Below are 26,899 nucleotides of genomic sequence, written 5' to 3' on the forward strand. Positions count from 1 at the left end.
ATGATATAGTAAAACTGTAACATTATGACTTTTATGGATATATTTACTATTCTGTGACATCGAGTCACAAAATAGTAATAATTAACGAGGCAAGCCTCGAGGTATTAAACCTGAAAGCGAATAAAGTCAATGTTTATGACTGTATTTTATCATTGGCAATTTTACAGCTAATCTGTTTAGCTTTCTACAGCATCTTCGACTTCATCAGCTGCTTCTTCTATTGCATCACCAGCTTCGTCTAAGCCTTCTTCAATTTTTTAATCTGTAGTTATTTTTGTTCTCTACAGCTTGTTAAAATTACCCTTAGAGAGAATAATATTATAAATATAAATATCCTTTAGAATAATTAGAAATAATTTGTGGGCTGAAGGAATTTTCACTATAATGCATAAAATTTACAATTACAATTTTTATTTATGGGTAGACCCGCAACAAAGCCGACAAAATTAAAAGATGGTTTTTATATCGAAATTCGCAATAAAGGTTCTAGATCTGGTGTGAAGTTATATAACGCTACAAAAGCTCAAATGGAACGTTCTATAAAAATGTATGAGCGCTCTAAAGAAGTTATAATATTAGGCGAATGTGTTAATGGTAAGTTTGTTAACAAAGATCCTAAAGTACATGTCGCAGGATAGAGAATATTCTCTCAAAATGTGATATTTCTCATATTTATTCCTTTTTTTTCTTTATATCTTGTTGATTGATTTATGGCAATTTATTAGTGCTTATTAACTAAAACAATCAACAATTATGACAAATTCAGCTAACTCAAAAGCCCCATTTTGGTATTGGATAGTTTCCCTGCTGGCCTTACTTTGGTATGGTTTAGGAATATACTATTATCTTTCCCAAGCCTACAATACATCTGCATATAGAGCAATGTACACACCAGAACAATTAATGGTAGTCGATAAAATGCCTGCTTGGGCAATTGGTGCATTTGCAGTAGCTGTGTTTACAGGTATCATTGGTGTAATTGGAATGTTTTTAAGAAAGGAATGGTCTAAAACCTTATTCCTAATATCATTAGCAGGAATAATTGTTCAGTATATCTACAATGTATTTATTGGAAAGATGTATGAGTTATTTTCTCTCCCAGAAAATATACGCTACTTTATTATACCAATTATTGCTTATTTGTTGTATTATATTGTTTCTGATGTAAGTAAGCGTCAATGGTTTAATAAAATTTAAAGTTAGGTTTTCGTTTGAAAATAATCAATTTTATTATTCAAAATCTATAGAGTGAAGTATTAATCCCGAAGCCGGGGCAATATAGTTCATAATTTCAGTACTCGTTTTAGATAAAGAGTTCTCAATATAATCTAGACTTACTTCACCTCTACCCAACTTAATCAACACACCAAACATAAGTCGTATTTGGTTACGCATAAAGCCCTTTCCTTTTACCTTTAAAACATAAGAGGTCTCAGGAAAGAAGTTAGCAGTATATATACAGTTTTCAATTAGTTCGCAGCTTTCTATGGTTCTTATAAACTGACCGGTTGCAGAAGCCTTATAACAATAAGACTTAAAATTATGTGTACCATTGAATAGTAATGCGCCTTGCTTCATGAGTTCAACATTTAGAGGCTCTAAAATCGTTGTTAGAATAGGTGCACAAAACGGATGATTCTTTTGACCTTCTGAGAATACATAATGATATTCCTTAGTCTTAGAATCCTGAATAACATTAAAATCTTTATTAACTTCTTTAATACTTAAGGCCCTAATATCTTGTGGTAAGTTATGGTTAAACAACTCTAAAAAAGCATCAAAATTTTCTATAGGAAAATCATAGAGAAATAACTCCAAAGCTCCTTCATTAGCCGAAACCATGGCGTCAGTACGACCAGCACCAAGTGTTTTAAAACGTTGTTTTCCTAAAATATATTTTAGAGTTCGGTCTATCATTAGATGTATCGTTTTTACATCAGGCTGTTTCTGCCAACCGTGGAAACGATAACCTAAATACTGAATTTTTATTAAATAATAAAAGCGTTTTTCGAAAATCATATTAGTACCGAAAGTAATTCTTATGTCCTAGTCTATCAAATTTTTTTTAACTTGAAACAATTAACTATCAAAATCAATATAACCATGACAACAACAAAACCACCAATTTGGTTCTGGATTATAAGTGTTTTAGCACTGATTTGGAACGGTATGGGCGTACTAGCCTATTTGGGCAAAGCATTTGCAACAGAAGAGATGATTGCTGCACCACCAGAAGAACAACAAGTAGAATTTTTAATGGAATTCCCTGCTTGGTATACAGCAGCATTTGCGATAGCCGTTTTTGCAGGTATAGTAGGCGCATTATGTTTATTAATCCGAAAAAAAATGGCATATATCCTATTTGTTTTATCTGCTTTAGGTGCAATCATACAGCATATTTATTTATTTATAACTGTTGAAATGACAGGAACTCAATTGGTAATGCCTATACTAGTAATTGCTGTTTGTTTGTACTTAATATATTTCGCTAAAAACTCTATTAAAAAGAATTGGATAAATTAAATGCTTAATATTATATTTTTAAAGCATCAGAGTTTCTGGTGCTTTTTTGATTCAATTTATTTTTTTGTATAAATATTAAACTCAGATTTAAATGTCCGTAATGAGTAATAATTAAAATTTCAAACACATTCTGTCACATTGATAGTGGTCGAAATACCTTGTAAAACAATACTTTAGATTTCTCGACTACACTTCGACTACGCTCTGTGACCACGCTCGAAATGACAGAGAAATCATTATATTTTTCAATTTATGATTAAAAAAGATAATCAATAACGAAGATTATGACAACTCTATGATCAAGTATTTTGATTATGCTATGTGTTTGCTACGGTTTTGGACAAAAGCCAAAATTAGTTGCAATGTCTGGGACTTATGAGAAAGCATATAAATTAGGTTCTATTTATTATGAAACGAGCATGCTAAACATATTATCACCCAAAGGAATGATTAATAGCGAACTTTTTTCTACGAAGATGGTAACATCAAATCAAAAGGGCAATATTTACATTGCAAACAACCTATCGGCAAATGGACTTATTACGATAAAGAGGGAAATATAGTTTCTACAATGACCTATACACGGTAACTATCTGTCGCGTCCCTTTAAAATATTAACTACGTGTTTGAGCTTAAAGCCTTTGGCTTGCAGTAACATTAAATAGTGAAAGAGTAAATCTGCACTTTCTTCCAAAAATAATTTATCATTATCGTCTTTTGCCTCAATAACAACCTCTACAGCTTCTTCTCCTACCTTTTGCGCAACTTTATTAATACCTTTAGCAAATAATGAGGCAACATATGATTTTTGTGTATCTGCGTTTTCTATTCGAGATGTAATGGTGTTTTCTAATTTTGAAATAAAACCAAATGATTGTTCATTAGTTACATTCCAACAGGTATCCGAGCCTTTATGACATGTTGGTCCTTTGGGGTTTACTGAAATTAAAAGCGTATCACTATCACAATCAAGTTTCATATTTACTAGATTTAGAACATTTCCACTTTCTTCTCCTTTTGTCCACAATCTATTTTTAGTCCTGCTGAAAAAAGTGACTAAACCTGAAGTTTTTGTTTTATCAAAAGCTTCTTGATTCATATACCCAAGCATCAACACATTTTTTGTCAATGCATCTTGTATGATAGCTGGCACTAACCCGTCTTTATTTTTATCGAAATCTATATTCATATTATGTTAGTTATGAGATACTGAAACAAGTTCAGCATAACGACTAAAGTCGCACTTCTATATTCTGTTTTCGTAATTCCTCTTTTAATTCTATGATTGATATTTCTTCAAAGTGAAAAACACTAGCTGCTAAAGCTGCATCCGCTTTGCCTAACTTAAATGTATCAGCAAAATGCTGAATAGTTCCGGCACCACCAGAAGCGATAATAGGAATATTAACTAATTCTGATAATGTGGCCAGTGCCTCATTCGCAAAACCGCCTTTGGTTCCGTCATGATTCATGGATGTAAATAAGATTTCACCAGCACCACGGTCTTCTATTTCTTTGGCCCAGTCAAATAATTTAATATCTGTTGGTATGGTTCCACCTGCTAGATGCACAAACCATTCGCCTTCTATTTGCTTAGCGTCAATAGCAACAACGACGCATTGACTTCCAAATTTTTTAGATAATTCATTAATTAATTCTGGTCGCTTTACCGCTGATGAATTTATAGATACTTTATCTGCACCACAGTGCAATAAATCATCTACGTCTTCAACAGATGAAATCCCGCCACCAACTGTGAATGGTATATTGACTTGTTCTGCGACTTTTAAGACCATGTCGTGCATGGTTTTTCTGTTTTCTAGTGTTGCAGCAATATCTAAGAAAACCAATTCATCTGCCCCAAGCTCTGCATATTGCTTAGCAAGTACTACAGGGTCACCAGCATCACGCAAATCTACAAAATTGACACCTTTTACGGTACGTCCATCTTTTATATCTAAGCAAGGAACAATTCGTTTTGTGAGCATAATTAATTATTGATAATAAATTGTTCTATTTCTTTTAATGAAATTCTGTTTTCATAGATAGCTTTTCCTAATATAACACCTTCGCAACCCATTTCTAACAGTTGTGGTAATTCATCTAATTTTGAAATACCACCTGAAGCTATTAAGTTAACTCCATTTACTTCATTTAAGATTCTTTTATATAACTCAAACGAAGGTCCGTCAAGCATTCCGTCTTTTGAAATATCTGTACATATTACATAAGAAAAACCTTTAGTTTGGTAGCCCTTGATAAAAGGAATCACATCCAAATTACTCTCTTCTTGCCAACCAGAAATCGCTATTTTTTCATTATTACAATCCGCACCAAGAATGATTTTATCAGAGCCAAATTTAGAAATCCATTTTTCAAATATATCTGGCTTTTTAACTGCTATACTACCACCTGTTATTTGATGCGCTCCAGATTCGAAAGCAATTTTTAAGTCTTTATCAGTCTTTAATCCACCTCCAAAATCTATCTTAAGATTTGTTTTGCTAGCAATACTTTCTAAAATTTTATAGTTAACAATATGACTAGCTTTTGCACCATCCAAGTCAACAACATGTAAGTATTGAATACCTGCATCCTCAAACATTTTTGCAACTTCCAAAGGATTCTCGTTATATACTTTTTTGGTGTCATAATCACCTTTGGTTAAACGGACGCATTGCCCATTTATAATATCAATTGCTGGTATAATTCTCATTTTATAAGTCTAAAAAGTTTTTTAGTAATTGCGCTCCAGTTTTACCGCTTTTTTCTGGGTGAAACTGAACACCAAAGAAATTATCATTTTCTAATGCTGAAGCATATTCTATTTCATAATCTGAAGTTGCAATGGACTCATCACAATTTGCAGCATAATAACTATGCACCAAATACATATAATCACCTTCAGAAATATTCTTGAACAAATCAGATTTAATATTTTTTATAGTATTCCATCCCATATGTGGCACCTTTACGCTTTTTGAAAAACGCTTAACGTTAGTATTAAATATCCCTAATCCTTTAGTATCTCCTTCTTCTGTATAATTACACATCAGTTGCATGCCTAAACATATACCCAAAACGGGTTGTTTAAGCTTCGGAATCAAGGAGTCAAGCCCACTTTCTTTGAGCATTTGCATGGCTGAACTTGCTTCTCCTACTCCTGGAAAAATAACTTTATCTGCGGTTATTATTTCGTCTGGATTATTAGATAATACCGCATTATATCCCAAACGCTGAAAAGCAAATTGAATACTCTTGATATTCCCTGCACCGTAATTAACTATTTTCAAATCCATTACAACACTCCTTTTGTTGATGGTAAAATCATTTTTTCTACATCTTGTTTTACAGCCATTTTAATCGCCTTTGCAAAAGCTTTAAAAATGGCCTCAATCTTATGATGTTCATTTGTGCCTTCGACCCTTATATTTAGGTTACACTTTGCGCCATCTGTAAAGGATTTAAAGAAGTGATAAAACATTTCCGTTGGCATCTTACCAATCATTTCTCGTTTAAAATCTGCTTCCCAAACTAGCCAATTACGACCACCAAAATCAATAGCAACTTGAGCTAAGCAATCATCCATTGGTAATAAAAAACCGTAACGTTCAATACCTAATTTGTTACCAAGTGTCTTTGCAAATACTTCGCCTAAGGCAATGGCTGTATCTTCTATGGTATGATGTTCATCTACTTCTAAATCACCATCTACATTAATATTTAAATCCATTTGACCATGACGTGCAATCTGATCTAACATGTGGTCAAAAAATGCAATACCAGTATCGATATTACTTTTACCCGTTCCATCAAGATTAAGGTCTATTTTAATCTTAGTTTCATTGGTGTTTCGCTCAATACCACCAATACGTTCTGTCGTTTTTAAAAATCTATAAATTACTTCCCAATCATTAGTTTCTAAAGCTATATAGTCTTGTAATTGATTATTGCTAACCGTGACTTCATCAGTACCAAGGTTTGTATTGTCGTTGATGAAAATAGCTTTAGAACCTAAATTTTTAGCCAATTCTACATCCGTCAATCTATCTCCTATGATATATGAATTAGCTAAATCATAATCTTCAGAAAAATACTTAGTCAATAAACCGGTATTGGGTTTTCTTGTTGGTGCATTATCCTTTGCAAATGTTTTGTCTATAAATTGCTCTTCGAAAACAACACCTTCTGATTCAAAAGTTTTTAAAACAAAGTTGTGTACAGGCCAAAACGTGTCTTCAGGATAGACATCTGTACCTAAACCATCTTGATTGGTAATCATGACGATTTCAAAATTCAATTCTTTAGCTATTTTACTTAAGTATTGAAAGACCTTTGGGTAGAACTCTAATTTCTCAAATGAATCTATTTGTTCGTCTTCTGGTTCTCGTATTAAAGTGCCATCTCTATCTATGAACAGTACTGGTTTCATTATAGTTGGTTTAAAATTTTTATTAGTATTTTATTTTCATTAGGTGTGCCAATTGTAAATCGTAAACAGTTTTGGCACAATGGCTGATTTGTTCGATTTCTTACCACGACACCTTTTTTAATTAATTGCGAATAACGAAAGTTAGCATCATCCACTTCTACTAAAAGGAAATTAGCATCTGAAGCATATACTATTTTTATAAATGAAATTTCGCTTAATTCAGATGTTAATAATTCTCTTTCTTTTAAAATTAAATCAATCTCTTGTTTAACAACGTTTAAATCATTCAAACGCTCTAGAGCTTTATCCTGAGATAATTGATTGACATTATACGGTGGTTTAATCTTATTCAAAATTGAAATAATAAATTCTGAAGCATAACAGATTCCAAGTCTTATTCCCGCCAAACCATAAGCTTTTGAAAGCGTTTGTGTGATTACGAGATTTTGAAAATCATTTAAGCGACTTACCCAACTCTCTTTACTTGAAAAATCAATATAGGCTTCATCAATTACAACTATTCCTTTGAACTTTTTTAGTAACTCTTCAACTTTATTGGAGTTATAACTATTAGCCGTTGGATTGTTAGGTGAGCATAGAAACAAGATTTTTGAATTGTCGTTTTGAGTTGTAAGAATCTCTTCAACTTTTGGCTCAAAATTATCATCTAATAAAACTGATTGGATTTCTACAGCGTTTAAATCTGCCAAAACAGAATACATACCATATGTTGGTGGTAATGTGATAACATTATCTTGATTTGGTTCGCAAAAGGCTCTAAATAATAAATCTAAAACTTCATCACTTCCATTCCCTAATAATATTTGAGAAGTTGTTACACCTTTAATTTCAGCTAAGCACTCCTTTACTTTGGACTGTTGAGGGTCAGGATATCTATTGACATTAGTTTGAAAAGGATTCTCATTGGCATCAATAAAAACCATCTCTGCTGTCGCATCTTTATACTCATCTCTTGCTGAAGAATACGCTTTTATATTTTTTATATTTTCTCTTAAAAGATTTTCTACATTCATGATTTTAAATCTTTTAATCGTAATGTCACAGCATTCTTATGCGCTTGTAACCCTTCAGCTTCAGCCATTAATTCAATTGCTGGTCCAATATTAGTAATACCTTTCGCAGATATTTTCTGAAAAGTCATACTCTTTTGAAAACTATCTAAGTTAACACCAGAATAGGCTTTTGAAAACCCATTTGTTGGTAATGTATGATTAGTTCCTGATGCATAATCGCCTGCACTTTCTGGTGTATAATTACCAATAAATACAGAACCTGCATTACCTATATTTTCTACAAAATAGCCATCGTTATTTGTAGTAACAATAAAGTGTTCAGGTCCATATTTGTCAATTAAATCTAAAGCTGTTTCAAAATTATTGACGACTATGGATTTTGAATTATTTATCGCATCAGTTGCTATTGCTTTTCTAGGTAATATATCAAGCTGTTTGTAAACTTCAGTATTTACTTTGTTAGCAAAAACTTCTGATGTTGTAACTAAAATGACTTGACTGTCTGACCCATGTTCTGCTTGGCTTAACAAGTCTGAGGCCACATATGCAGCATTTGCAGATTCATCTGCCATAACCAATAATTCGCTTGGCCCAGCAGGCATATCAATGGCTACACCATATTTTGTTGCTAGTTGCTTTGCAACCGTTACATATTGATTTCCTGGACCAAATATTTTATACACTTGAGGAATAGACTCCGTTCCAAATGTTAATCCTGCCACAGCTTGAATTCCACCAACTTTTACAATTTTAGTAACACCACAAAGTTGAGCAGCATATAAAATTTCATTTGCTATTTTGCCATCTTTGTTTGGTGGCGAACATAATACAATTTCTTTACATCCAGCAATATTTGCAGGTATAGCTAACATTAAAACTGTTGAAAATAAAGGTGCTGTTCCGCCAGGAATATATAATCCGACTTTTTGGATTGGTCTTTTTTCTTGCCAACATGCAACACCATCCATTGTTGTGAGTTCTATTCTATCAGTAATTTGCGCTTTGTGGAATACTTCAATATTTGACTTTGCTAATTGAATAGCTTCCTTTAATTCATTTGCAACATTATTTGAAGCTTCGATTACTTCTTTCTCTGAAACAATTTGATTCTCTAAAACAACTCTGTCAAACTTTTTAGTATATGATTTTATGGCATTATCTCCATTGCGTTTAACATCTTTAAAAACATCTAGAACAGTCGCTTCAATATCATCTACAGTTTTTGTTGGACGTTTTAATATTGATTTCCATTCGTTTCGCTTTGGGTTTATGAATGTTTTCATTACAGCACCATATTTTCAATTGGACATACAAGAATTCCTTCTGCTCCGTTTAACTTAAGTTCATCTATGACATTCCAAAAATCATTTTTATTAATTACAGAGTGTAGAGAACTCCAACCTTCTTTGGCTAGTGGCAAAATTGTTGGGGAATTCATTCCTGGTAAAATTTTAATAATGTTATCCATTTTATCATTCGGAGCATTTAAAAGCACATATTTGTTCTCTCTACCTCGCAAAACTGATTTAAGCCTAAACTGAATCTTATCAATGATGGTTTGATTTTCATCTGAAATTCTGGGAGAAGTTGCCAAAACTGCTTCAGAGGTTAAAAGTTTATCTATTTCTTTTAATCCATTTTTAAATAACGTACTACCACTAGAAACAATATCACAAACAGCGTCTGCTAAACCAATATTTGGTGCAATTTCAACAGAACCATTAATAATGTGAAGATTTGCATTTATTCCTGCTTTTTTTAAAAATTGATTTACTGTATTTGGGTACGAGGTAGCGATACGTTTTCCTTCTAAATCCATTAAAGATTTTGCTTCAGAAGATTTAGGAACAGCTATTGACACACGACATTTTGAGAACCCTAAACGCTCAACAATATTTACATCATTTCCTTTCTCTATAAGTATGTTCTCACCTATTATTGCGGCATCTACAACACCATCTCTCAAATATTGAGGAATATCACCATTTCTTAAATAAAAAACCTCTAACGGAAAGTTACGAGCTGAAGCTTTAAGCTGGTCTTTACCATTATCAATTGAAATACCTATGGCTTTTAAAATTTTCATTGAGTCTTCGTTAAGACGACCCGACTTTTGAACTGCAATTTTTAATTCACTCATTTTTGAATTTTAGTTAGTTTGAAAACATCATGAGTTAAAATAAAAAACCCATTTGAAATTTTCAAACGGGTTTTAAATATATCATTGATTAGATTCAATACATCTTCACCTCGCTTGAGCGATTATATGAAAATGGTGATGTAATTGAACTATATTCATTTTTGCTTTTCTTAAAAACAAAGTTTTAAAAAATAATTTTACAATTCCAAGCCTTTAACAAACTTTTATTGATTTCCTAGAATTATTGGTAAGCCTGAATCACCAGAACCAATTACAATAACTTTACTGTTTGGTGATTCTGACAACTTCAAAGTCGCTTCAATACCCTTATCCTGAAGGATTTTATCATTTAGTGAAGCACTTAAGATTCTATTTGCATCTGCTTTACCTTGCGCCTCTATACGTTGTTTTTGAGCTTCTTTATCAGCTGTAACTAATCTAAACTCATATTCTAGCGATTCTTGCTCTTGTTTCAGCTTACGCTCTATCGCGTCTTTAATCGTTGGAGGTAATGTTACGTCTCTTACTAAAATTTCATCTATAACAATAAACTGGTCTTCAACGATTTTCTTTGTTTCTTCAAAAATTTCTTGCTGAATAGCGTCTCTTTTACTAGAGTATAACTGCTCAGGTGTATAGCGACCTACAACACTTCTTGCTGCCGATCGCATCGTTGGAAGTATAATACGATTCAAATAATTTTCACCAATTTCTTGATGCAACTTACCCAAATTTGCTTGGTCTGGTTGATACCAAATTGAAGCATCTAACTGAATGTCTAGTCCGTTTGACGATAATACTTTCATTTTTTCAAAAATCTCCTGACGTCTTACTTCGTAAACGTATACTTTGTTCCAGGGCGCAACAATATGAAATCCTTCTCCCAATGGCGGTTCGTCGACTACAACACCTTCACCAAAGGTTTTAAATAAAACTCCTGCTTCACCTGAATCTATGGTTACTGCAGATTTTGCTATTATAACTATTAATGCCACTACAGCAATTAAGATTGGCAATCCTATTTTAGGTAATTTTTCCATTTTTTTTATTTTTTAAATTAGTCCGTTATATTTTCTAATAAACCATTCCAAAGATAAGGCTAATGCAATTAATGCAAGCAAATATTTGTAATCTATTAACGAAATTGTACTACGTTTACTCTTTTGAATAGTTGTATAACTCTCATTAGAAACTAAGTCATCTATTAATACATAAGCACTATTTATAAAATATGATTTGCCTTTAGTGTTGGCCGCTATAGTTTTAAGTTTTGTTACATCAGCATTTAAAAATTGCTTTTCTACATCGTAAGCCAAAATCTTAAACTTTCCTGAAGCTGAAACTGGTTCGTCATTACTCCTAACTGTAAACTCATAATTCCCTGGTGTAATGCCGCTTAAATCTATTCTGTAAGAGGCGTTCTTAAGTAATAATGGTAGTGTCGATGTTGTATTTGTATTAATATTTTTATAAAAAATTGACAAATTACCATTAGGATCAAATTCGTAATTTTTATTAAAAAACTGTGCATTGATAACTATACTTTCATTTTGATTATAAAACGATTTAAAGTCTATATTGAGACGTCGTCGCTTTTTATTAGAGCTCAAATATTGAATGAGCTTACCTATAACATTGTCAAAATCCTCAAAAGTATCAGTATCTAAATAACTTTGTGCACGCCATTTCCAAATACCTTCTCCATTGAGTAAGGCGTGCTTTTGGCCATTATACTCTAGCGTGCTCAACAAAGAAGACCCTGTATCGATACCATTTAGTGATTTGTATAATAGCGTTTCTTCAGGAACTAAAAATGATGTATAACCAAACTCTGATTTTAATGGTGGATAGTTATCAAAAGTGATGTTATCTACTATAAATGTGCCATAATTTAAATTCAAAGATGGTTGATAATCTTCGGACTGATTAGTAACATCTTGTTTAAAAAAGGATTGATTTTTATTTACAAAATCCCAATCTGTACTAGAGCCGGCTATAGTAAATGTATTTAGTTTTTGACTTGATATTTTATCATAAACAGATTTAAAGTTACGATTTGGACTAAATAACATAACTAAATTAAAATCAGTATTTTGTGATAAAAATTCTTTTGGGTTTAAAATTGAAACGCTACGCTGTTCATTACTTTCAATAGCTTTTTTCAAAGCTCCTAAGTCTGGGTGAATGGTTTTAGCGACTAATGCGATATTAGTCTTTTGGTCTATAACTTCTACCGCGAAATTTTTATAGTTGTTGGTTATGTTTTTTTCATTAGCTAGAGGCGCCAACTCTACAGAATATGTTTTAACACCTACACTACTAGCATTTAAATTTACTGTAACAATTTCCGACGTTTTAGTTGAATTGAACTTTAATGATTTTGAAAATAAAATAGCATTTCCTGAACGTATTCTTAATACCGCATCTACAGCCTCTTCTCCAGAATAATTTGTTATTATTTCTATGGGAAATTTATTCTTTAAATATGCAAAACGATTAACATTAACTTGACCAACACGTAAGTCTGAATAAGATGTCGTATCACCCAAAATGACAGGGTATATAGACTGTTTAATACGAGAAGTATTAAACGAATAGTCGCTACCCATGGTCTGGTTTCCATCTGTAATCAATACAATTGGAGCGATGGTATTTTTATAAAGTTCGTTATATCGCTTAAAAAAGCTAGAGAAATTGGATTGGTTATCTATAAAAGTTAAAGAATCTGCTGTTTTGACATCAGAACCAAACTTAAAAGCTTTGACATTAAACTTTGCGTTTAGCAAGTCATTTGAAATAAAATTTTCGAAAAATACTTTTGCTTTTTGGTCTTGACCTAAATAGTTGATAGATTTAGAATTGTCAATAGCAACTATTAAATTTGGCTTTTCTTCATAGTAACTTACAGCTTCAAACTTTGGATTAACGATAAGAAGCAAAACTCCAAAAACACTTAAAAAACGTAATAAAACTAACCAATTCCTAATCTTAGAGGTCTTTGATTTATATACATACTGAAAAAGCGCTACTAAGAGCGCTAAGATTCCAGATAATATTATGAGTATAATTGTAATGCTTACCAAATTTAATTTTTGACATTAAGTATATCGAAACTACTGAAAAACTTATCAATACTCGTGTTTCCATCATTATTTGTTAACGTAATAACTTGAGTTATATACATTATATGCCCCACGAGATATGCATTCATATAAATAAACCCTGCTTGAATTTCTATTTTTATACTTCTACCAGAGTAACCATTAAAAACTATTTTTTTATCCTTAAGAAGTTTCCCACTAACATTAGTCACAGCACCTTCTAAAGCAGCGTCTAGAACGTTATTGTTGTAAGTTACATCTGCACCTTCAAATTGCTCTTTAGGATAATCTGATCGTATAACCGAATATAAAGTATTGTTATCACCTGACTGGGGCGCATACATAATCATGTGCATATCAAGTTCTCCAACTGCGGAAGGTATTTTCTGCACTGTTCTTTCAGGTTGGCTAGGATACATTGCAACAAAAGCTAAATCTTCAGATTTATATCTTGTCCAATTTTGCGCCACTAAACCATTGAAAGTCAATGTGATAGATATAATTAATAAAAGATTTTTTTTCATTTTGAAAGTTTTAAAATCTAGGTTAACATACCACCATCTACATTAAGCGTTTGTCCGGTTACATAAGCGCTTAAATCACTTGCTAAATACACACAGGCATTGGCTATATCTTCAGGTGTTCCTCCACGTTTTAAAGGAATAGCCTGTCTCCAGTCTTTTACAGTTTCTTCATCTAGTTTTGCTGTCATTTCAGTTTCTATAAAACCTGGAGCAATGACATTACTTCTAATATTTCTAGATCCTAACTCTAAAGCAACTGATTTAGAGAAACCAATAATTCCTGCTTTAGACGCAGCATAATTAGTTTGTCCTGCATTACCTTTTACGCCTACAACAGAACTCATATTAATAATAGAACCATGGCGCTGCTTTAGCATGGTACGCTGTACAGCCTTTGTCATATTAAAAACAGACTTTAGGTTGACTTCGATAACCTTATCAAAATCTTCTTCTCCCATACGCATAAGAAGGTTATCTTTGGTTATACCAGCATTATTGACTAAAATATCAATAGCGCCAAAATCCTTAAGAACGTCTTCAGCTAATTGCTGAGCCTCATTAAAACTTGCGGCATTACTTTGGTAACCTTTGGCTTTTACACCTTTGGCATTTAAATCTACCTCAAGCGCTTTTGCAGCCTCTACAGAAGAACTGTATGTAAATGCAACGTTTGCACCGTGTTCTGCAAAAACTTCTGCGATACCTTTTCCAATGCCTCGAGAAGCTCCCGTGATTATTGCGGTTTTACCTTCTAATAATTTCATGTCTAAATATTTCGATTAATTAGTTGTTAAGTCTTTCAAAGATATAAATTACAACTTGTACCTAATAAAAAAACCTTACAAGATTTCGTAAGGTTTTTAACAGTATAATTTTATATATGATTAGCCTAAAACTTCAGTTACCTTTTTTCCTATCTCTGCAGGAGAATCTACAACGTGGATTCCACATGCTCTCATAATTTTTTTCTTCGCTTGTGCAGTATCATCGCTACCACCAACAATTGCTCCAGCATGACCCATTGTACGACCTGCAGGTGCTGTTTCGCCAGCAATAAAACCAACAACTGGCTTGTTACTACCAGAATTTTTATACCATTGGGCAGCATCAGCTTCTAATTGACCTCCTATTTCTCCAATCATAACTACTGCCTCTGTTTCTGGGTCGTTAATTAAAAGTTCTACAGCTTCTTTAGTTGTAGTACCAATAATTGGGTCACCGCCAATACCAATAGCTGTTGTGATACCTAAACCTTGTTTTACTACTTGATCAGCCGCCTCATAAGTTAATGTTCCGGATTTTGAAACAATACCAACTTTACCTTTTTTAAATACAAACCCTGGCATAATACCAACTTTAGCTTCTTCTGGTGTAATTACTCCAGGACAATTAGGTCCGACCAAGCGACAATCTCTATCTTTTATGTAATCAGCAGCTTTAATCATATCGCCAACAGGAATTCCTTCAGTAATTGTAATAATTACTTTGATACCTGCATCAGCAGCTTCCATAATAGCATCTGCAGCAAATGCTGGCGGAACAAAAATAATAGTAGTATCTGCACCAACTTTTTCTACAGCTTCAGAAACGGTATTAAAAACGGGTTTGTCTAAGTGCGTTTGACCACCTTTTCCTGGTGTAACACCTCCTACAACGTTAGTACCGTACTCAATCATTTGACCAGCGTGGAATGTACCTTCGCTACCAGTAAAACCTTGAACTATTATTTTTGAATCTTTATTAACTAAAACGCTCATTTATATGTATTTTTTATTCGATTAAAACGTTGCAAAAATAACTCTTTTGTAACGTTTTCCCGAAGTGATTTTTAAAATTATTTGTTAAGAATTAATTGTTTTCTAATCAGCAAGCTGACTAAGCTCGTAATAGCGATATGGCTTTCCATCTTTAACCTCCCAAATTGCAATGAAATGAGCCAAAAGAATTTCTTAATCAGGTTGCTCAATAGTCTGAGCATATAAATGATGACGGCTAGTAACTTAGTTATCAGTTTCAAACAGATGTGTGTGACCAAATCGCATACTCTCATAAGATGCTCTCACGCCTTCAAAGAAAGAAACAATATCATTATATTTCAGTAATGAAAAACCATTACTACTATTCCAATGCAATTCGCAATCCGAATAAAAAAATTTTGAATTATGTTTTGATCATTCGCTAAATCTGAATTATAAAATTCTTTTAATAGATTTTTTGGGACATTCTTATCTTTTTAGATCTTTAATAGTTTTCAAAATTTCTGGTAACTGCTTTATGGATGCCAATTCTTTGTACTTGACCCTAATATCTTCAGCAGGAGAGCCAAAATACGTTTTATTTCCTTCCAAAGATTTACTAATACCCGATTGGGCAAGGATTACCGCTTTTGCACCAATAGTTATACCACTTGTTACACCAACTTGCCCCCAAATTGTTACATCATCTTCTACAATAACGCAACCAGCTATACCTGTATGAGAAGCTATTAAACAATTTTTTCCTAAAACTGTGTCGTGACCAATTTGAATTTGGTTGTCTAATTTAGAACCTTTACCGATTGTAGTGTCTGCTGTTACGCCTCTATCTATGGTACAAGATGCACCGATATCTACGTTGTCTTTAATAACAACTCTTCCGCTTGACTTCAGGCGGTCATAACCTTCTGGTCTTTTTTTGTAATAAAATGCATTTGCACCTAGCACCGTACCAGAATGAATGGTAACATTGTCACCAATTATAGTATCATCGTAAATACTAACGTTAGAATGGATTAAGCAGTTTTTACCGATACTTACGTTATGTCCTATAAAAGTATTGGGTTGGATTACGGTATTTCTACCAATAATGACTGAGTCAGAAATTGAAACTGTGGTGCTAACGAAAGGCTTAAACGTATCCGATAATTTATTGAAATCTCTAAAAGGGTCATCAGAAATTAAAAGCGCTTTACCTTTTGGACATTCAACTTCTTTATTAATTAAAATAATGGTAGCAGCAGAGTTTAGTGCCTTATCATAATACTTAGGATGGTCTACAAAGACGATATCGCCAGCTTCTACAACGTGAATTTCGTTCATTCCTAAAACAGAAAAATCATCTGCTCCTACATACTTGGAATCGATGATTTCTGCAATTTCTTTTAGAGTGTGTTCTCTTGGAAACTTCATTGGCTATAATAATTTAAAAGTTCCGTTTATATATTCAAATGTGTTCTCAAATTTATTTCTTTTATTCTGTAATGTCCAATTCATTAACATGTAAATGTTTTCTTCTCCTTCAACAAAACAAATAATATAAAATGCATCAATACCATCTATCCTACCAATGACTTTGATTTGACGAGCTGGTAATCCGTTTATATTGTTTAATCCGTAATCTTGAAATTTAGCATTGTTAATAGATTCACTAAGCATATTTTTTTGAACTTGAAGATAATTCTCTATCGGAGATAGTTTATCGTCATACTCATCAATTTCTTTAAAAATATCAATAAACTCTTGCTTGTTTTCATGAATTACTACTGAATAAGCTTCTTTATAAATGTTAGCATATTCTAGAGAAGCATCAGGATGTAGCGAAGGCATATTTTTCATATACTTCGGGACATCTAATTGGTATAAACTATCAATTGTAATGGTTTTAAAATTACTTTCAGATAATGACTCGGTATTGTTGTCTTCAAAACCTTCAGCAATACCTTTGGCAAAATCTACACAACTTAATAAGCATAGAAAAACAAAAAGTAAAAGAGATTTTGAATATTTCATTAATTACTCCTTTACGCGTTCTTTGTAAGTACCTTTATCAGTTTCTACCTTAATTTTATCACCTTCATTGATAAATAGAGGCACATTAACTTCTGCACCGGTTTCTACAGTGGCAGGTTTAGTAGCATTAGTTGCTGTATTGCCTTTAACACCTGGCTCAGTATGTGTAACCTTCAATATTACTGTAGCTGGCATCTCAACAGATAAAGGCATGTTATCTTCAGTATTAATCTGAATAGTAACGATTTCTCCTTCTTTCATTAAGTCTGGCCTATCCAAAGCAGACTCGAGTAAACGTATTTGCGTATAATCGGCTTCATTCATAAAGTGATAAAACTCACCATCTGTATATAAATACTGAAATTTATGAGTTTCAACGCGTACATCATCAATCTTATGACCCGCAGAAAATGTATTATCCAAGACTTTTCCAGTGGTAACACTTTTTAATTTTGTTCTTACAAAAGCTGGCCCTTTTCCGGGTTTAACGTGTAAAAACTCTATAATTTTATAAATGTCGTTATTGTGCTTAATGCATAATCCGTTTCTGATATCTGATGTATTTGCCATATAGTGATTTTGTTCTTTAATTTGATTTAAAGTAGCCTTTCATAATTCCGCGGTGTGAATTCTTTATGAATTGAAGAATCTCATCACGTTCTGAAGTAGCTTCCATTTCTGCTTCAATAATTTCAGAAGCTTGCGTATTATTATAATTTTTTTGATATAGTAATCTGTAAATACTTTGTATCTCTCTTATTTTCTCTGTTGTAAATCCTCTTCGCCTTAAACCTACAGAATTTATACCAACATAAGATAAAGGTTCTCTTGCAGCTTTAACATAAGGCGGAACGTCTTTTCTAACTAAGGAACCTCCAGTTACAAATGCATGATTACCTACAGAAACAAACTGATGAACAGCTGTCATACCTGCAAGAATTACGTAATCTCCAATGGTTATGTGTCCTGCTAATGTGCTATTGTTTGAAAATATACAGTTATCACCTACAATACAATCATGAGCAATATGACAATATGCCATTATTAAACAGTTGTTTCCTATAACAGTTTTCATCCTATCTGCAGTACCTCTATTAATAGTAACACATTCTCTGATGGTAACATTATTACCAATTTCTACTGTTGTATCCTCATCGTTATATTTTAAATCCTGTGGAACGGCAGATATTACAGCTCCAGGAAAAATATTACAATTCTTTCCGATACGAGCACCTTCCATAATAGTAACATTGCTACCTATCCATGTGCCTTCTCCAATAACTACATTATTATGTATCGTTGTAAAGGGTTCTATAACTACATTTTTGGCAATCTTGGCTCCTGGATGTACGTATGCTAATGGTTGGTTCATTTTCTTAATTTTATATTTAATAAATAGGTGAAAATGTGTTCGCCTATCAGCTTGTCTTCAATGAATAACAATTTTAGAGTAGCTCGGTTCATCTTATTTAACTTTAGAAATTTGAGCCATTAATTCGGCTTCTGCACAGAGTTTTCCATTTGCATAGGCATAACCTTGCATATGACAAATTCCTCTTCGAATAGGTGTTATTAAAGAACATTTAAATATTAATGTATCTCCAGGCACCACTTTTTGTTTAAATTTAACTTTATCCATTTTCATGAAAAAGGTTAAATAGTTTTCTGGGTCTGGTACAGTACTTAAAACTAAGATACCTCCAGTTTGCGCCATAGCTTCAACTATTAAAACGCCTGGCATTACAGGTGCTCCGGGAAAATGACCTTTGAAAAACTCTTCGTTCATAGTTATATTTTTCATTCCTATGACATGATTTTCAGTAAGCTCATAAACCTTATCTAGCAATAGAAATGGCTGTCTATGTGGTAACATATCCATAATTTGATTGACATCCATTAAGGGTGCCGAATTCAAATCTACTTGCGGTACATTATTTCGTCTTTCATTCTTAATAATTTTAGACATTTTTTTAGCAAATTGTGTATTTACGAAATGCCCAGGCTTATTTGCAATAACTTTACCTCTTATTCGTGTACCTATCAATGCTAAATCACCCACGACATCAAGTAATTTATGTCTAGCAGCTTCATTAGGATGATGTAAGGTTAAATTATCTAGAATACCATTTGGCTTTACCGCGATATGTTCTTTGTTAAATGCTATACGAAGCTTTTTCATTGTATCAGGAGACAATTCTTTATCTACATAAACAATAGCATTATTTAAATCACCACCTTTTATTAAACCATGCTCTAATAGCATTTCGATTTCATGAAGAAAGCTAAATGTACGTGAATCTGCAATTTCAGTTTTAAAATCTGACAACTTATTTAGTGTTGCATTTTGAGTTCCAAGTACCTTGGTTCCAAAATCGACCATCGTTGTTACTTGATAACTTGTAGATGGCATTAAAATAATTTCACTGCCAGTTTCTTTATCAGTGTAAGAAACAACTTCTGTAACCACATATTCTTCCCGTAAGGCATCTTGCTCAACAATACCAGCTTTTTCTAAAGCTTCAACGAAATACTTAGAAGACCCATCCATAATTGGAGGTTCGGAAGCATTAAGCTGAATTATAGCATTATCAATATCTAAACCAACTAATGCTGCCAAGACATGCTCACATGTTTGGATAGTGACACCATTTTTCTCCATACAAGTCCCGCGCTGAGTATTTGTTACATAGTTTGCATCCGCTTCAATTTTAGGATTATCTTCTAAGTCTACACGCTCAAAAACAAAACCAGAGTTTGGTGCACCCGACTTAAAAACTAATGTTACATCATCACCAGTGTGAAGGCCTACACCTTCTAAAGTAACTTCTTTATCAATAGTTCTTTGCTTTTCTTGAGATTTAACTATCGCCATTTAATTTCTTTTCTAAATAGTTTATATTCTTTACAATCTTTGGTAGGTTTTTAAAATGTACGTACGATTTGTTGAAATCGCCATAACCTAATGCTGGAGAACCTTGAAGCACTTCATTATCCTTAATGCTTCTACCTATACCTGATTGTGCTTGTATTTTTACATTATTACCAATAGTAATATGACCTACGATACCAACTTGCCCACCGATTTGGCAGTTTTCACCAATTTTCGTTGAACCTGCGATTCCAGTTTGTGCTGCAATGACAGTATTTTTACCAATTTCAACGTTATGAGCAATTTGGATTTGATTATCTAATTTTACTCCTTTACGAATAATTGTAGACCCCAATGTGGCTCTATCTATTGTCGTTCCGGCTCCAATGTCTACATTATCTTCTAAAATGACATTACCTATTTGTGGTACTTTAGAATATTCTCCTTTTTCATCTGGTGCAAAACCAAAACCATCTGCACCTATAATAGCACCTGAATTAATGACACAATTATTACCAATTATACTCTCGGAATATATCTTTCCACCAGAAAAAATAATAGTATTATCGCCTAGAATTACATTGTCTCCAATATACGTGTTAGGAAAAATCTTCACGTTATCCCCTATTTTTACATTATCGCCAATATATGAGAATGCGCCGATATAGTGGTTTTCGCCAATTGATGAAGTATCGGAAATATATGAAGGTGTTTCAACACCTAATTTATTTAGTTTTATCTGATTGTAATATTCTAATAACTTGGTGAAAGCTTTGTAAGCATCATTAACCTTAATCAACGTTGTTGACAAGTCTTTTTCTGCAACAAAATCATCATTTACAATCGTAATTGATGCCTTGGTTGAATATATATAGGATTTATATTTAGGATTTGCCAAAAAAGTCAAAGAGCCTTCTTTTCCCTCTTCAATTTTAGACAGCTTAGAAACTTCAGCATTCGCATCACCAATTACTGTTCCTTCTAAAATGCCTGCAATTTGTTCTGCTGTAAATTTCAAGTGTTTTGTTTAAGTTTTTGATTGGTCTCGCAAAAATAGAAAAAATGTATCACATTTTGTTTTTAGGATAGCAGATATAATATTTGGTCGCTGGTTTACTCAACGCTTTCAGGTTTAATTGGTCTGATGCTTTAGTAATATCCTTGACTTTACCATTCTTAAACAAAATATTAATTTGTTCTTTTTTACTCTTATAAGCTTGGTTAGTTATTTTACCTTGGAAGACAAAATAGTCAGCTTCATCTTGAGTAATGCTATATTCTTCCATCAAGGCTTTTCTATGCGTATTTAATCGCGACTTGCTTATCGGTTTGTTTTTTAATTTAACACGAAGTAAATCTCTATTGATTAGTATATCACACAGATTTCTTAATACAAAATCATCGTGATACTGCCAAGATTTCATAGCAGAAACTATATCATAATCATCTAATCTTGAAAAAATCTCTAAGCGTTTGTCATCAAAATTTGAAAGGTTTACCTCATGCTTAAGAAAATAAGCTAGTGGTTCACTTGCTTCAAGTGACATTCCTGATTTTACTAATTCTTTAGCTCTTTGTAGCATACGAGTCAGTAACTGTTCTGCAACCAATCCCGTTTTATGAAGGTAAACTTGCCAATACATAAAACGTCGGGCAATTAAGAATTTTTCGATACTATAAAGCCCTTTTTCTTCTACAACTAGCTCATCATTAATAACGTTAAGCATGGTAATAAGACGCTCACTATTTATATTTCCTTCAGCAACACCCGTGTAAAAGCTATCTCGCTTCAAATAATCTGCTCTATCCATATCTAATTGACTAGATATCAACTGACACATAAACTTTCGATGATATTCGCCTTTGAAAATTGATATCGCTAAGGTTAAACTTCCGTTAAATTCGGCATTAAGTTTTTCCATGAAAAACAACGAAATCTCCTCATGTGAAATCGAGTTTACGATGCTATGTTCCATAGCATGAGAAAATGGCCCATGACCAATATCATGCAATAATATAGCTATATACAAACCTGTTTCTTCATCATCAGAAATTGTAACCCCTTTAAAACGAAGTACATTGACCGCTTTTTGCATTAAATACATGCTTCCAAGTGCATGATGAAATCTTGTATGATGCGCACCAGGATATACTAAATAAGACATTCCCATTTGAGAAATTCGCCTTAAACGCTGAAAGTATTTATGCGCTATTAAATCAAAAATCAGTGAATTTGGGATTGTAATAAATCCGTAAATTGGATCGTTAAATATTTTGAGCTTATTATTTGACAAACGGCTAAATTTAATTAATCAAAAAAACAAATATACATGAACACTATAAATATTCTTTGGGTAGATGACGAAATTGACTTACTTAAGCCACACATTCTATTTTTAGAGAAGAAAGATTATAACGTTTCGACATGTCAAAGTGGAACAGAAGCTTTAGAAATTATTGACCAAACTAATTTTGACATTGTGTTCTTAGATGAGAATATGCCTGGACTAACTGGTCTTGAAACTTTGAATGAATTAAAAGAACGCAGACCAAATCTTCCTGTTGTTATGATTACCAAAAGTGAAGAAGAATATATAATGGAGGAAGCCATCGGAAATAAGATTGCAGACTATCTTATTAAGCCAGTAAACCCAAATCAAATTTTATTGAGCTTAAAAAAGAATTTAGAGCATTCGCGTTTAGTTTCAGAAAAAACCACCTCTAATTATCAACAAGAATTTAGGAAAATTGCCATGGATTTATCAATGGTAAATACTTATAAGGAATGGTCAGAACTTTATCAAAAGCTCATTTACTGGGAACTCGAGCTTGAGGATATTGAAGATGTTGGTATGACAGATATATTAGAATCTCAAAAAAATGAGGCCAATAGTCAGTTTGGGAAGTTTATAGAGAAAAATTATGCAGATTGGTTTCTTCCAAGTGCAGATGCACCTTTACTATCTCATAATCTATTTAAAGAAAAGGTGGTTCCTGAGTTAAGTGATAAACAGCCAACACTTTTAATAGTTATAGACAATTTGCGATATGACCAATGGAAAGCTTTTGAACCTACAATAAATAATTATTACAAAAAAGCATCTGAAGTCTCTTTCTACAGTATTTTACCTACGGCAACACAATATGCGCGAAATGCCATTTTTTCTGGTTTAATGCCTAGTGATATGGAAAAACTATATCCACAATACTGGAAAAATGATACAGACGAAGGTGGTAAAAATATGCATGAAGAAGATTTTCTAAGAGAACAATTGAAACGTTTGGGTTTATCTCACGTTAGCTATTCCTACAATAAAATTACAAGTCTTAAAGGAGGGAAAAAATTAGTTGATAATTTTAAAAGCTTAAAGAACAATGATTTAAATGTTATTGTTTATAATTTTGTAGACATGCTATCTCACTCAAAAACAGAGATGGAAGTCGTTAAAGAATTAGCCTCAAATGATAAGGCTTACCGCTCATTAACCAAAAGTTGGTTTAAGAATTCGCCTTTATTAGAAATGATTCAGCTATCTCAACAGTTGGGTTTTAAACTCATACTAACCACTGATCATGGTACCATAAATGTTACTGCTCCAACCAAGGTCATCGGTGATAGAGATACAAGTCTTAATTTGCGTTACAAAACTGGCAGAAGTCTCACTTATCAAGAAAAAGACGTTTTGGCAATTAAAGACCCAAAATCTATACTTCTTCCTTCAATAACAATGAGCAGTTCTTTTATTTTTGCAAAGAATGATTTGTTTTTAGCCTATCCAAATAACTTTAACCATTATGTAAGTTATTATAGAAATACCTATCAACATGGTGGCGTTTCTTTAGAAGAAATGATAATTCCATTTGTGGTTTTAGACCCTAAATAAATCTTCGTACGGCTCAAAAAATCCGATGAAATACACTTTTTTTTAGGTTTTATGAGATTTTATATGTAATATTGCTCCTTAACATTTATGGAATCTAAGACTTTTATATATCATCTAGATACTATTGATGATTTTGCTATTGAGCTTCAAGGCTATTTTAATAGTAAGATTGTCTTGTTTAATGGAGACATGGGTGCTGGTAAAACAACACTCATAAAAGCGTTAGTTAAATCTATGGGTAGCTCTGATATTGTTACGAGTCCTACATTTTCCATAGTAAATGAATATAATTTACCAAAAGATATAATTTACCATTTTGACTTTTACAGGATCGAAGATATTGAGGAGGCATACAATTTTGGTGTAGAAGATTACTTATTTTCCAATAAGTGGCTATTTATAGAATGGCCAGAACGTATACTGTCCTTAATACCAGAGAATGCCTGTGTCGTAGATATTAAAACCGATTCTAAAACAAAAAGAACCCTCAAATTAACCATAAAAACTAACTCTTTAACCGAAATCAAAGCTTATGAACAGCTAAAATAACATACATAATACCACCTTTACTAGTTGACTTATTACGGTTTTTCCGTAATTAAAACTTCAAAATTCATTCTTTTTTAACATACTTTGGTCGTAATTATAGGGTGTACTTACCTTAATTTTGTACCATAATTAATTAAATCCCTTGAATTATGAAAAGTAAAAAACTAATTTTAACTATTGCTATTTTTGGTGGCATGTTGTTTACTGCGGAAGCAACTAACATCATTGACTTAGATGGACAAACTAAAACAGAAATTAAAAAAGGAAAACGAAAGCTCATGTCAACACACTAGCAATAGTTTATCGAAGAGTGCAATTGTAGGTAGTCTTATAGCAACTTTTATTGCTTCTACTCCATTGTTATTTTCCTTATATGAAAGTGTTCCAGATACACGAATCTGGAACACTTTTTTATTTACATATGATAGTAATTTCTGGGGAGATGCTCAATATGCTATGTGGGTCTTTACAGGGAAAATTATACCTCTAATATTAGTTACAATTTGGTTTTTCACAAATAGACATTGGTGGTATCATGTTCTTTTGATACCTATAGTCATGTATTCCTATCAAATTATACAGACATATAATATAGAAGACACTAATATAGATGAAAACCAATTACTAATGCTATTGCCACTTTTAGTAATTATAGTGCCATCAATTTATCTAATAAGAGCAAAAATATTTAATAAAATAAATTATGCAGATAAAACCATGGAGGAATTAGAAGCCGAGTTTATGATTAAGCCAAAAACGCTTTGGGGTAAGGTTAAGCAGTATTTTTAATATTAATACCGTAAAGTTTTATTTTTATTTGTAATTTGAGTTACAAATTAATCTTTACCACTCAATGAGCAAATCGCTTTCACCATTTACAAAAGCACAATTATTACCTCAAGAAGAAACTCTTGAAATCTTTAAACAAAAAGGTGAACTTTTTATAGGTATACCCAAAGAAACCCATTTTCAAGAAACTCGTGTTTGCCTAACACCTGATGCAGTATCTGCCTTAACAGCAAATGGACATCGCGTTATGATAGAATCTGGCGCAGGAAATGGCGCTAATTTTAAAGATAAAAACTACAGTGATGCTGGAGCTGAAGTCACAAAAGATACCGCAAAAGTGTTTTCGTGCCCAATTATTCTTAAGGTTGAACCCGCATCAATAGATGAGATAAAACTTATAAATCCACAAACCATATTAATATCAGCTTTACAGCTTAAAACACAAACCAAAGCGTATTTTAAAGCACTAGCAGAAAAACGAATCACTGCACTCGCTTTTGAGTTTATTAAAGATGAAGCAGGTGCTTATCCAGCCGTGCGATCTTTAAGCGAGATAGCTGGTACAGCTTCTATCCTTATTGCTTCAGAATTATTATCAAACGTTAATGGTGGTAATGGTTTAATGTTTGGTAATATAAATGGTGTTCCACCTACCGAAGTTGTAATTCTCGGTGCTGGAACGGTTGGTGAGTTTGCAGCACGTTCTGCAATAGGTCTTGGTGCAAATATTAAAGTCTTTGATAATTCAATTACAAAACTCCGATGTTTACAAACTAACCTAAGTCAAACAGTATATACATCAACCATGCAACCCAAGAATATTTTAAAGGCTCTAAAACGTTGTGACATAGTTATAGGTGCGGTTAGAGGAAGTAATCGTTCGCCAGTTGTAGTAACACAATCTATGGTTGATAATATGAAGCCTGGAGCAGTGATTATTGATGTAAGCATTGATATGGGTGGCTGTTTCGAGACTAGTGAGGTCACAACACATGACCATCCTACTTTTGATTATAACGGTGTAACGCATTATTGCGTTCCAAATATTCCTGCAAGATATTCCCGAACAGCCTCAGTATCAATAAGTAATATTTTTACACCATACTTACTAGAAATTGGAGAGAATGGTGGTATAGAAAATACATTAAGATTTGATAAAGGTTTACGAAATGGATTGTATTTTTACCACGGAATTTTAACTAGTAAATCTGTTGCTGAATGGTTTGGATTAGATTTTAGTGATGCCAATTTGTTAATCTTTTAATGCTAAAATAATTTCAGTCTTGT

Annotated in this window: 29 protein-coding genes and 1 pseudogene; 9 read left to right on the forward strand and 21 right to left on the reverse strand. The window is 32.7% G+C overall.

The annotated features are described in order from the left end of the window. The first annotated feature begins 416 nt into the window (after window positions 1-416). Both HKP48_RS06185 and HKP48_RS06190 read left to right on the forward strand, forming a co-directional pair. Window positions 417-638: a hypothetical protein gene (locus tag HKP48_RS06185; RefSeq protein WP_296343928.1), complete on the forward strand. Its 222-nt coding sequence runs from the start codon at window positions 417-419 to the stop codon at window positions 636-638. A 115-nt stretch (window positions 639-753) separates the two neighbouring features. After that, entirely contained in the window at window positions 754-1,197 is a 444-nt protein-coding gene (locus HKP48_RS06190) for a hypothetical protein (protein ID WP_296343930.1), read from the forward strand. Between the two features lie 33 nt (window positions 1,198-1,230). On the opposite strand, the gene truA is transcribed toward HKP48_RS06190, so the two are convergent. Further along, a complete protein-coding gene (gene truA / locus HKP48_RS06195; RefSeq protein WP_296344014.1) occupies window positions 1,231-2,016 on the reverse strand; it encodes a tRNA pseudouridine(38-40) synthase TruA in 786 nt (261 codons plus the stop codon). Window positions 2,017-2,103: 87 nt separating this feature from the next. Between truA and HKP48_RS06200 the strand changes: the two genes are divergently transcribed. Then, window positions 2,104-2,523 (forward strand): hypothetical protein, encoded by a 420-nt coding sequence (locus HKP48_RS06200; RefSeq protein WP_296343932.1) that lies wholly within the window; start codon window positions 2,104-2,106, stop codon window positions 2,521-2,523. Window positions 2,524-3,004: 481 nt separating this feature from the next. Next, a pseudogene (locus HKP48_RS12240) lies at window positions 3,005-3,112 on the forward strand (hypothetical protein); the annotation flags it as partial. On the opposite strand, the gene hisIE reads toward HKP48_RS12240, so the two are convergent. From hisIE to HKP48_RS06305, 20 genes are all read right to left on the reverse strand, one after another. Further along, the gene (hisIE, locus tag HKP48_RS06210; protein WP_296343937.1) at window positions 3,113-3,712 is read right to left on the reverse strand and encodes a bifunctional phosphoribosyl-AMP cyclohydrolase/phosphoribosyl-ATP diphosphatase HisIE; all 600 of its coding nucleotides are present in this window, start codon (window positions 3,710-3,712) and stop codon (window positions 3,113-3,115) included. Between the two features lie 43 nt (window positions 3,713-3,755). After that, complete coding sequence (gene hisF / locus HKP48_RS06215) at window positions 3,756-4,511, reverse strand: imidazole glycerol phosphate synthase subunit HisF (protein WP_296343938.1); 756 nt, start codon at window positions 4,509-4,511, stop codon at window positions 3,756-3,758. 2 nt (window positions 4,512-4,513) lie between these two features. After that, window positions 4,514-5,239 carry a 1-(5-phosphoribosyl)-5-[(5-phosphoribosylamino)methylideneamino]imidazole-4-carboxamide isomerase gene (gene hisA / locus HKP48_RS06220; protein ID WP_296343940.1) on the reverse strand — a complete coding sequence of 242 codons (726 nt, stop codon included), beginning with the start codon at window positions 5,237-5,239 and terminating at the stop codon, window positions 4,514-4,516. Window position 5,240: 1 nt separating this feature from the next. Further along, window positions 5,241-5,822, reverse strand: coding sequence for an imidazole glycerol phosphate synthase subunit HisH (hisH, locus tag HKP48_RS06225; RefSeq protein ID WP_296343942.1), 582 nt, complete (start codon window positions 5,820-5,822; stop codon window positions 5,241-5,243). After that, a complete protein-coding gene (gene hisB, locus HKP48_RS06230; RefSeq protein ID WP_296343944.1) occupies window positions 5,822-6,955 on the reverse strand; it encodes a bifunctional histidinol-phosphatase/imidazoleglycerol-phosphate dehydratase HisB in 1,134 nt (377 codons plus the stop codon). Before hisB ends, hisH begins: the two co-directional genes overlap by 1 nt. Next, window positions 6,955-7,989, reverse strand: coding sequence for a histidinol-phosphate transaminase (hisC, locus tag HKP48_RS06235; RefSeq protein ID WP_296343945.1), 1,035 nt, complete (start codon window positions 7,987-7,989; stop codon window positions 6,955-6,957). Before hisC ends, hisB begins: the two co-directional genes overlap by 1 nt. Next, window positions 7,986-9,272: a histidinol dehydrogenase gene (gene hisD / locus HKP48_RS06240; RefSeq protein WP_296343947.1), complete on the reverse strand. Its 1,287-nt coding sequence runs from the start codon at window positions 9,270-9,272 to the stop codon at window positions 7,986-7,988. The genes hisC and hisD overlap by 4 nt, the downstream gene beginning before the upstream one ends. Further along, entirely contained in the window at window positions 9,272-10,129 is an 858-nt protein-coding gene (gene hisG, locus HKP48_RS06245) for an ATP phosphoribosyltransferase (RefSeq protein WP_296343949.1), read from the reverse strand. The genes hisD and hisG overlap by 1 nt, the downstream gene beginning before the upstream one ends. A 224-nt stretch (window positions 10,130-10,353) precedes the next feature. Next, entirely contained in the window at window positions 10,354-11,169 is an 816-nt protein-coding gene (locus tag HKP48_RS06250; RefSeq protein ID WP_296343951.1) for a prohibitin family protein, read from the reverse strand. Window positions 11,170-11,181: 12 nt separating this feature from the next. After that, on the reverse strand, window positions 11,182-13,212 hold the full coding sequence (locus HKP48_RS06255; RefSeq protein ID WP_296343953.1) for a VWA domain-containing protein: 2,031 nt from the start codon (window positions 13,210-13,212) through the stop codon (window positions 11,182-11,184). 2 nt (window positions 13,213-13,214) lie between these two features. Continuing rightward, window positions 13,215-13,754 carry a hypothetical protein gene (locus HKP48_RS06260; RefSeq protein ID WP_296343955.1) on the reverse strand — a complete coding sequence of 180 codons (540 nt, stop codon included), beginning with the start codon at window positions 13,752-13,754 and terminating at the stop codon, window positions 13,215-13,217. Between the two features lie 17 nt (window positions 13,755-13,771). Further along, window positions 13,772-14,518: a 3-oxoacyl-[acyl-carrier-protein] reductase gene (fabG, locus tag HKP48_RS06265; RefSeq protein ID WP_296343957.1), complete on the reverse strand. Its 747-nt coding sequence runs from the start codon at window positions 14,516-14,518 to the stop codon at window positions 13,772-13,774. Between the two features lie 120 nt (window positions 14,519-14,638). Next, the gene (gene sucD, locus HKP48_RS06270; RefSeq protein WP_296343959.1) at window positions 14,639-15,511 is read right to left on the reverse strand and encodes a succinate--CoA ligase subunit alpha; all 873 of its coding nucleotides are present in this window, start codon (window positions 15,509-15,511) and stop codon (window positions 14,639-14,641) included. A gap of 468 nt (window positions 15,512-15,979) precedes the next feature. After that, window positions 15,980-16,921, reverse strand: coding sequence for a UDP-3-O-(3-hydroxymyristoyl)glucosamine N-acyltransferase (locus HKP48_RS06275; protein WP_296343961.1), 942 nt, complete (start codon window positions 16,919-16,921; stop codon window positions 15,980-15,982). A gap of 3 nt (window positions 16,922-16,924) precedes the next feature. After that, window positions 16,925-17,521 carry a hypothetical protein gene (locus HKP48_RS06280; protein ID WP_296343962.1) on the reverse strand — a complete coding sequence of 199 codons (597 nt, stop codon included), beginning with the start codon at window positions 17,519-17,521 and terminating at the stop codon, window positions 16,925-16,927. 3 nt (window positions 17,522-17,524) lie between these two features. Then, on the reverse strand, window positions 17,525-18,091 hold the full coding sequence (efp, locus tag HKP48_RS06285; RefSeq protein WP_296343964.1) for an elongation factor P: 567 nt from the start codon (window positions 18,089-18,091) through the stop codon (window positions 17,525-17,527). Window positions 18,092-18,107: 16 nt separating this feature from the next. Beyond that, a complete protein-coding gene (lpxA, locus tag HKP48_RS06290) occupies window positions 18,108-18,893 on the reverse strand; it encodes an acyl-ACP--UDP-N-acetylglucosamine O-acyltransferase (RefSeq protein WP_296343966.1) in 786 nt (261 codons plus the stop codon). Between the two features lie 93 nt (window positions 18,894-18,986). Beyond that, window positions 18,987-20,393 carry a bifunctional UDP-3-O-[3-hydroxymyristoyl] N-acetylglucosamine deacetylase/3-hydroxyacyl-ACP dehydratase gene (locus HKP48_RS06295; RefSeq protein ID WP_296343968.1) on the reverse strand — a complete coding sequence of 469 codons (1,407 nt, stop codon included), beginning with the start codon at window positions 20,391-20,393 and terminating at the stop codon, window positions 18,987-18,989. After that, the gene (gene lpxD / locus HKP48_RS06300; RefSeq protein ID WP_296343970.1) at window positions 20,380-21,408 is read right to left on the reverse strand and encodes a UDP-3-O-(3-hydroxymyristoyl)glucosamine N-acyltransferase; all 1,029 of its coding nucleotides are present in this window, start codon (window positions 21,406-21,408) and stop codon (window positions 20,380-20,382) included. The genes HKP48_RS06295 and lpxD overlap by 14 nt, the downstream gene beginning before the upstream one ends. Window positions 21,409-21,457: 49 nt before the next feature. Further along, window positions 21,458-22,684: an HD domain-containing protein gene (locus HKP48_RS06305; protein ID WP_296343972.1), complete on the reverse strand. Its 1,227-nt coding sequence runs from the start codon at window positions 22,682-22,684 to the stop codon at window positions 21,458-21,460. Window positions 22,685-22,720: 36 nt separating this feature from the next. On the opposite strand from HKP48_RS06305, the gene HKP48_RS06310 reads away from it, so the two are divergent. The 5 genes from HKP48_RS06310 (at window position 22,721) to HKP48_RS06330 (ending at window position 26,876) form a co-directional block, all read left to right on the forward strand. Next, the gene (locus HKP48_RS06310; protein WP_296343974.1) at window positions 22,721-24,274 is read left to right on the forward strand and encodes a bifunctional response regulator/alkaline phosphatase family protein; all 1,554 of its coding nucleotides are present in this window, start codon (window positions 22,721-22,723) and stop codon (window positions 24,272-24,274) included. An 87-nt stretch (window positions 24,275-24,361) separates the two neighbouring features. After that, entirely contained in the window at window positions 24,362-24,823 is a 462-nt protein-coding gene (tsaE, locus tag HKP48_RS06315; protein ID WP_296343976.1) for a tRNA (adenosine(37)-N6)-threonylcarbamoyltransferase complex ATPase subunit type 1 TsaE, read from the forward strand. Between the two features lie 149 nt (window positions 24,824-24,972). Then, window positions 24,973-25,116: a hypothetical protein gene (locus HKP48_RS06320; RefSeq protein WP_296343977.1), complete on the forward strand. Its 144-nt coding sequence runs from the start codon at window positions 24,973-24,975 to the stop codon at window positions 25,114-25,116. Beyond that, window positions 25,058-25,612, forward strand: a complete 555-nt coding sequence (locus HKP48_RS06325; RefSeq protein ID WP_296343979.1) for a hypothetical protein — start codon at window positions 25,058-25,060, stop codon at window positions 25,610-25,612. The genes HKP48_RS06320 and HKP48_RS06325 overlap by 59 nt, the downstream gene beginning before the upstream one ends. Window positions 25,613-25,676: 64 nt before the next feature. Continuing rightward, window positions 25,677-26,876 carry an alanine dehydrogenase gene (locus tag HKP48_RS06330; RefSeq protein ID WP_296343981.1) on the forward strand — a complete coding sequence of 400 codons (1,200 nt, stop codon included), beginning with the start codon at window positions 25,677-25,679 and terminating at the stop codon, window positions 26,874-26,876. Window positions 26,877-26,899 lie beyond the last annotated feature (23 nt).

Origin of the sequence: Winogradskyella sp. (assembly GCF_013042245.1) — a bacterium.
Taxonomy (GTDB): Bacteria; Bacteroidota; Bacteroidia; order Flavobacteriales; family Flavobacteriaceae; genus Winogradskyella.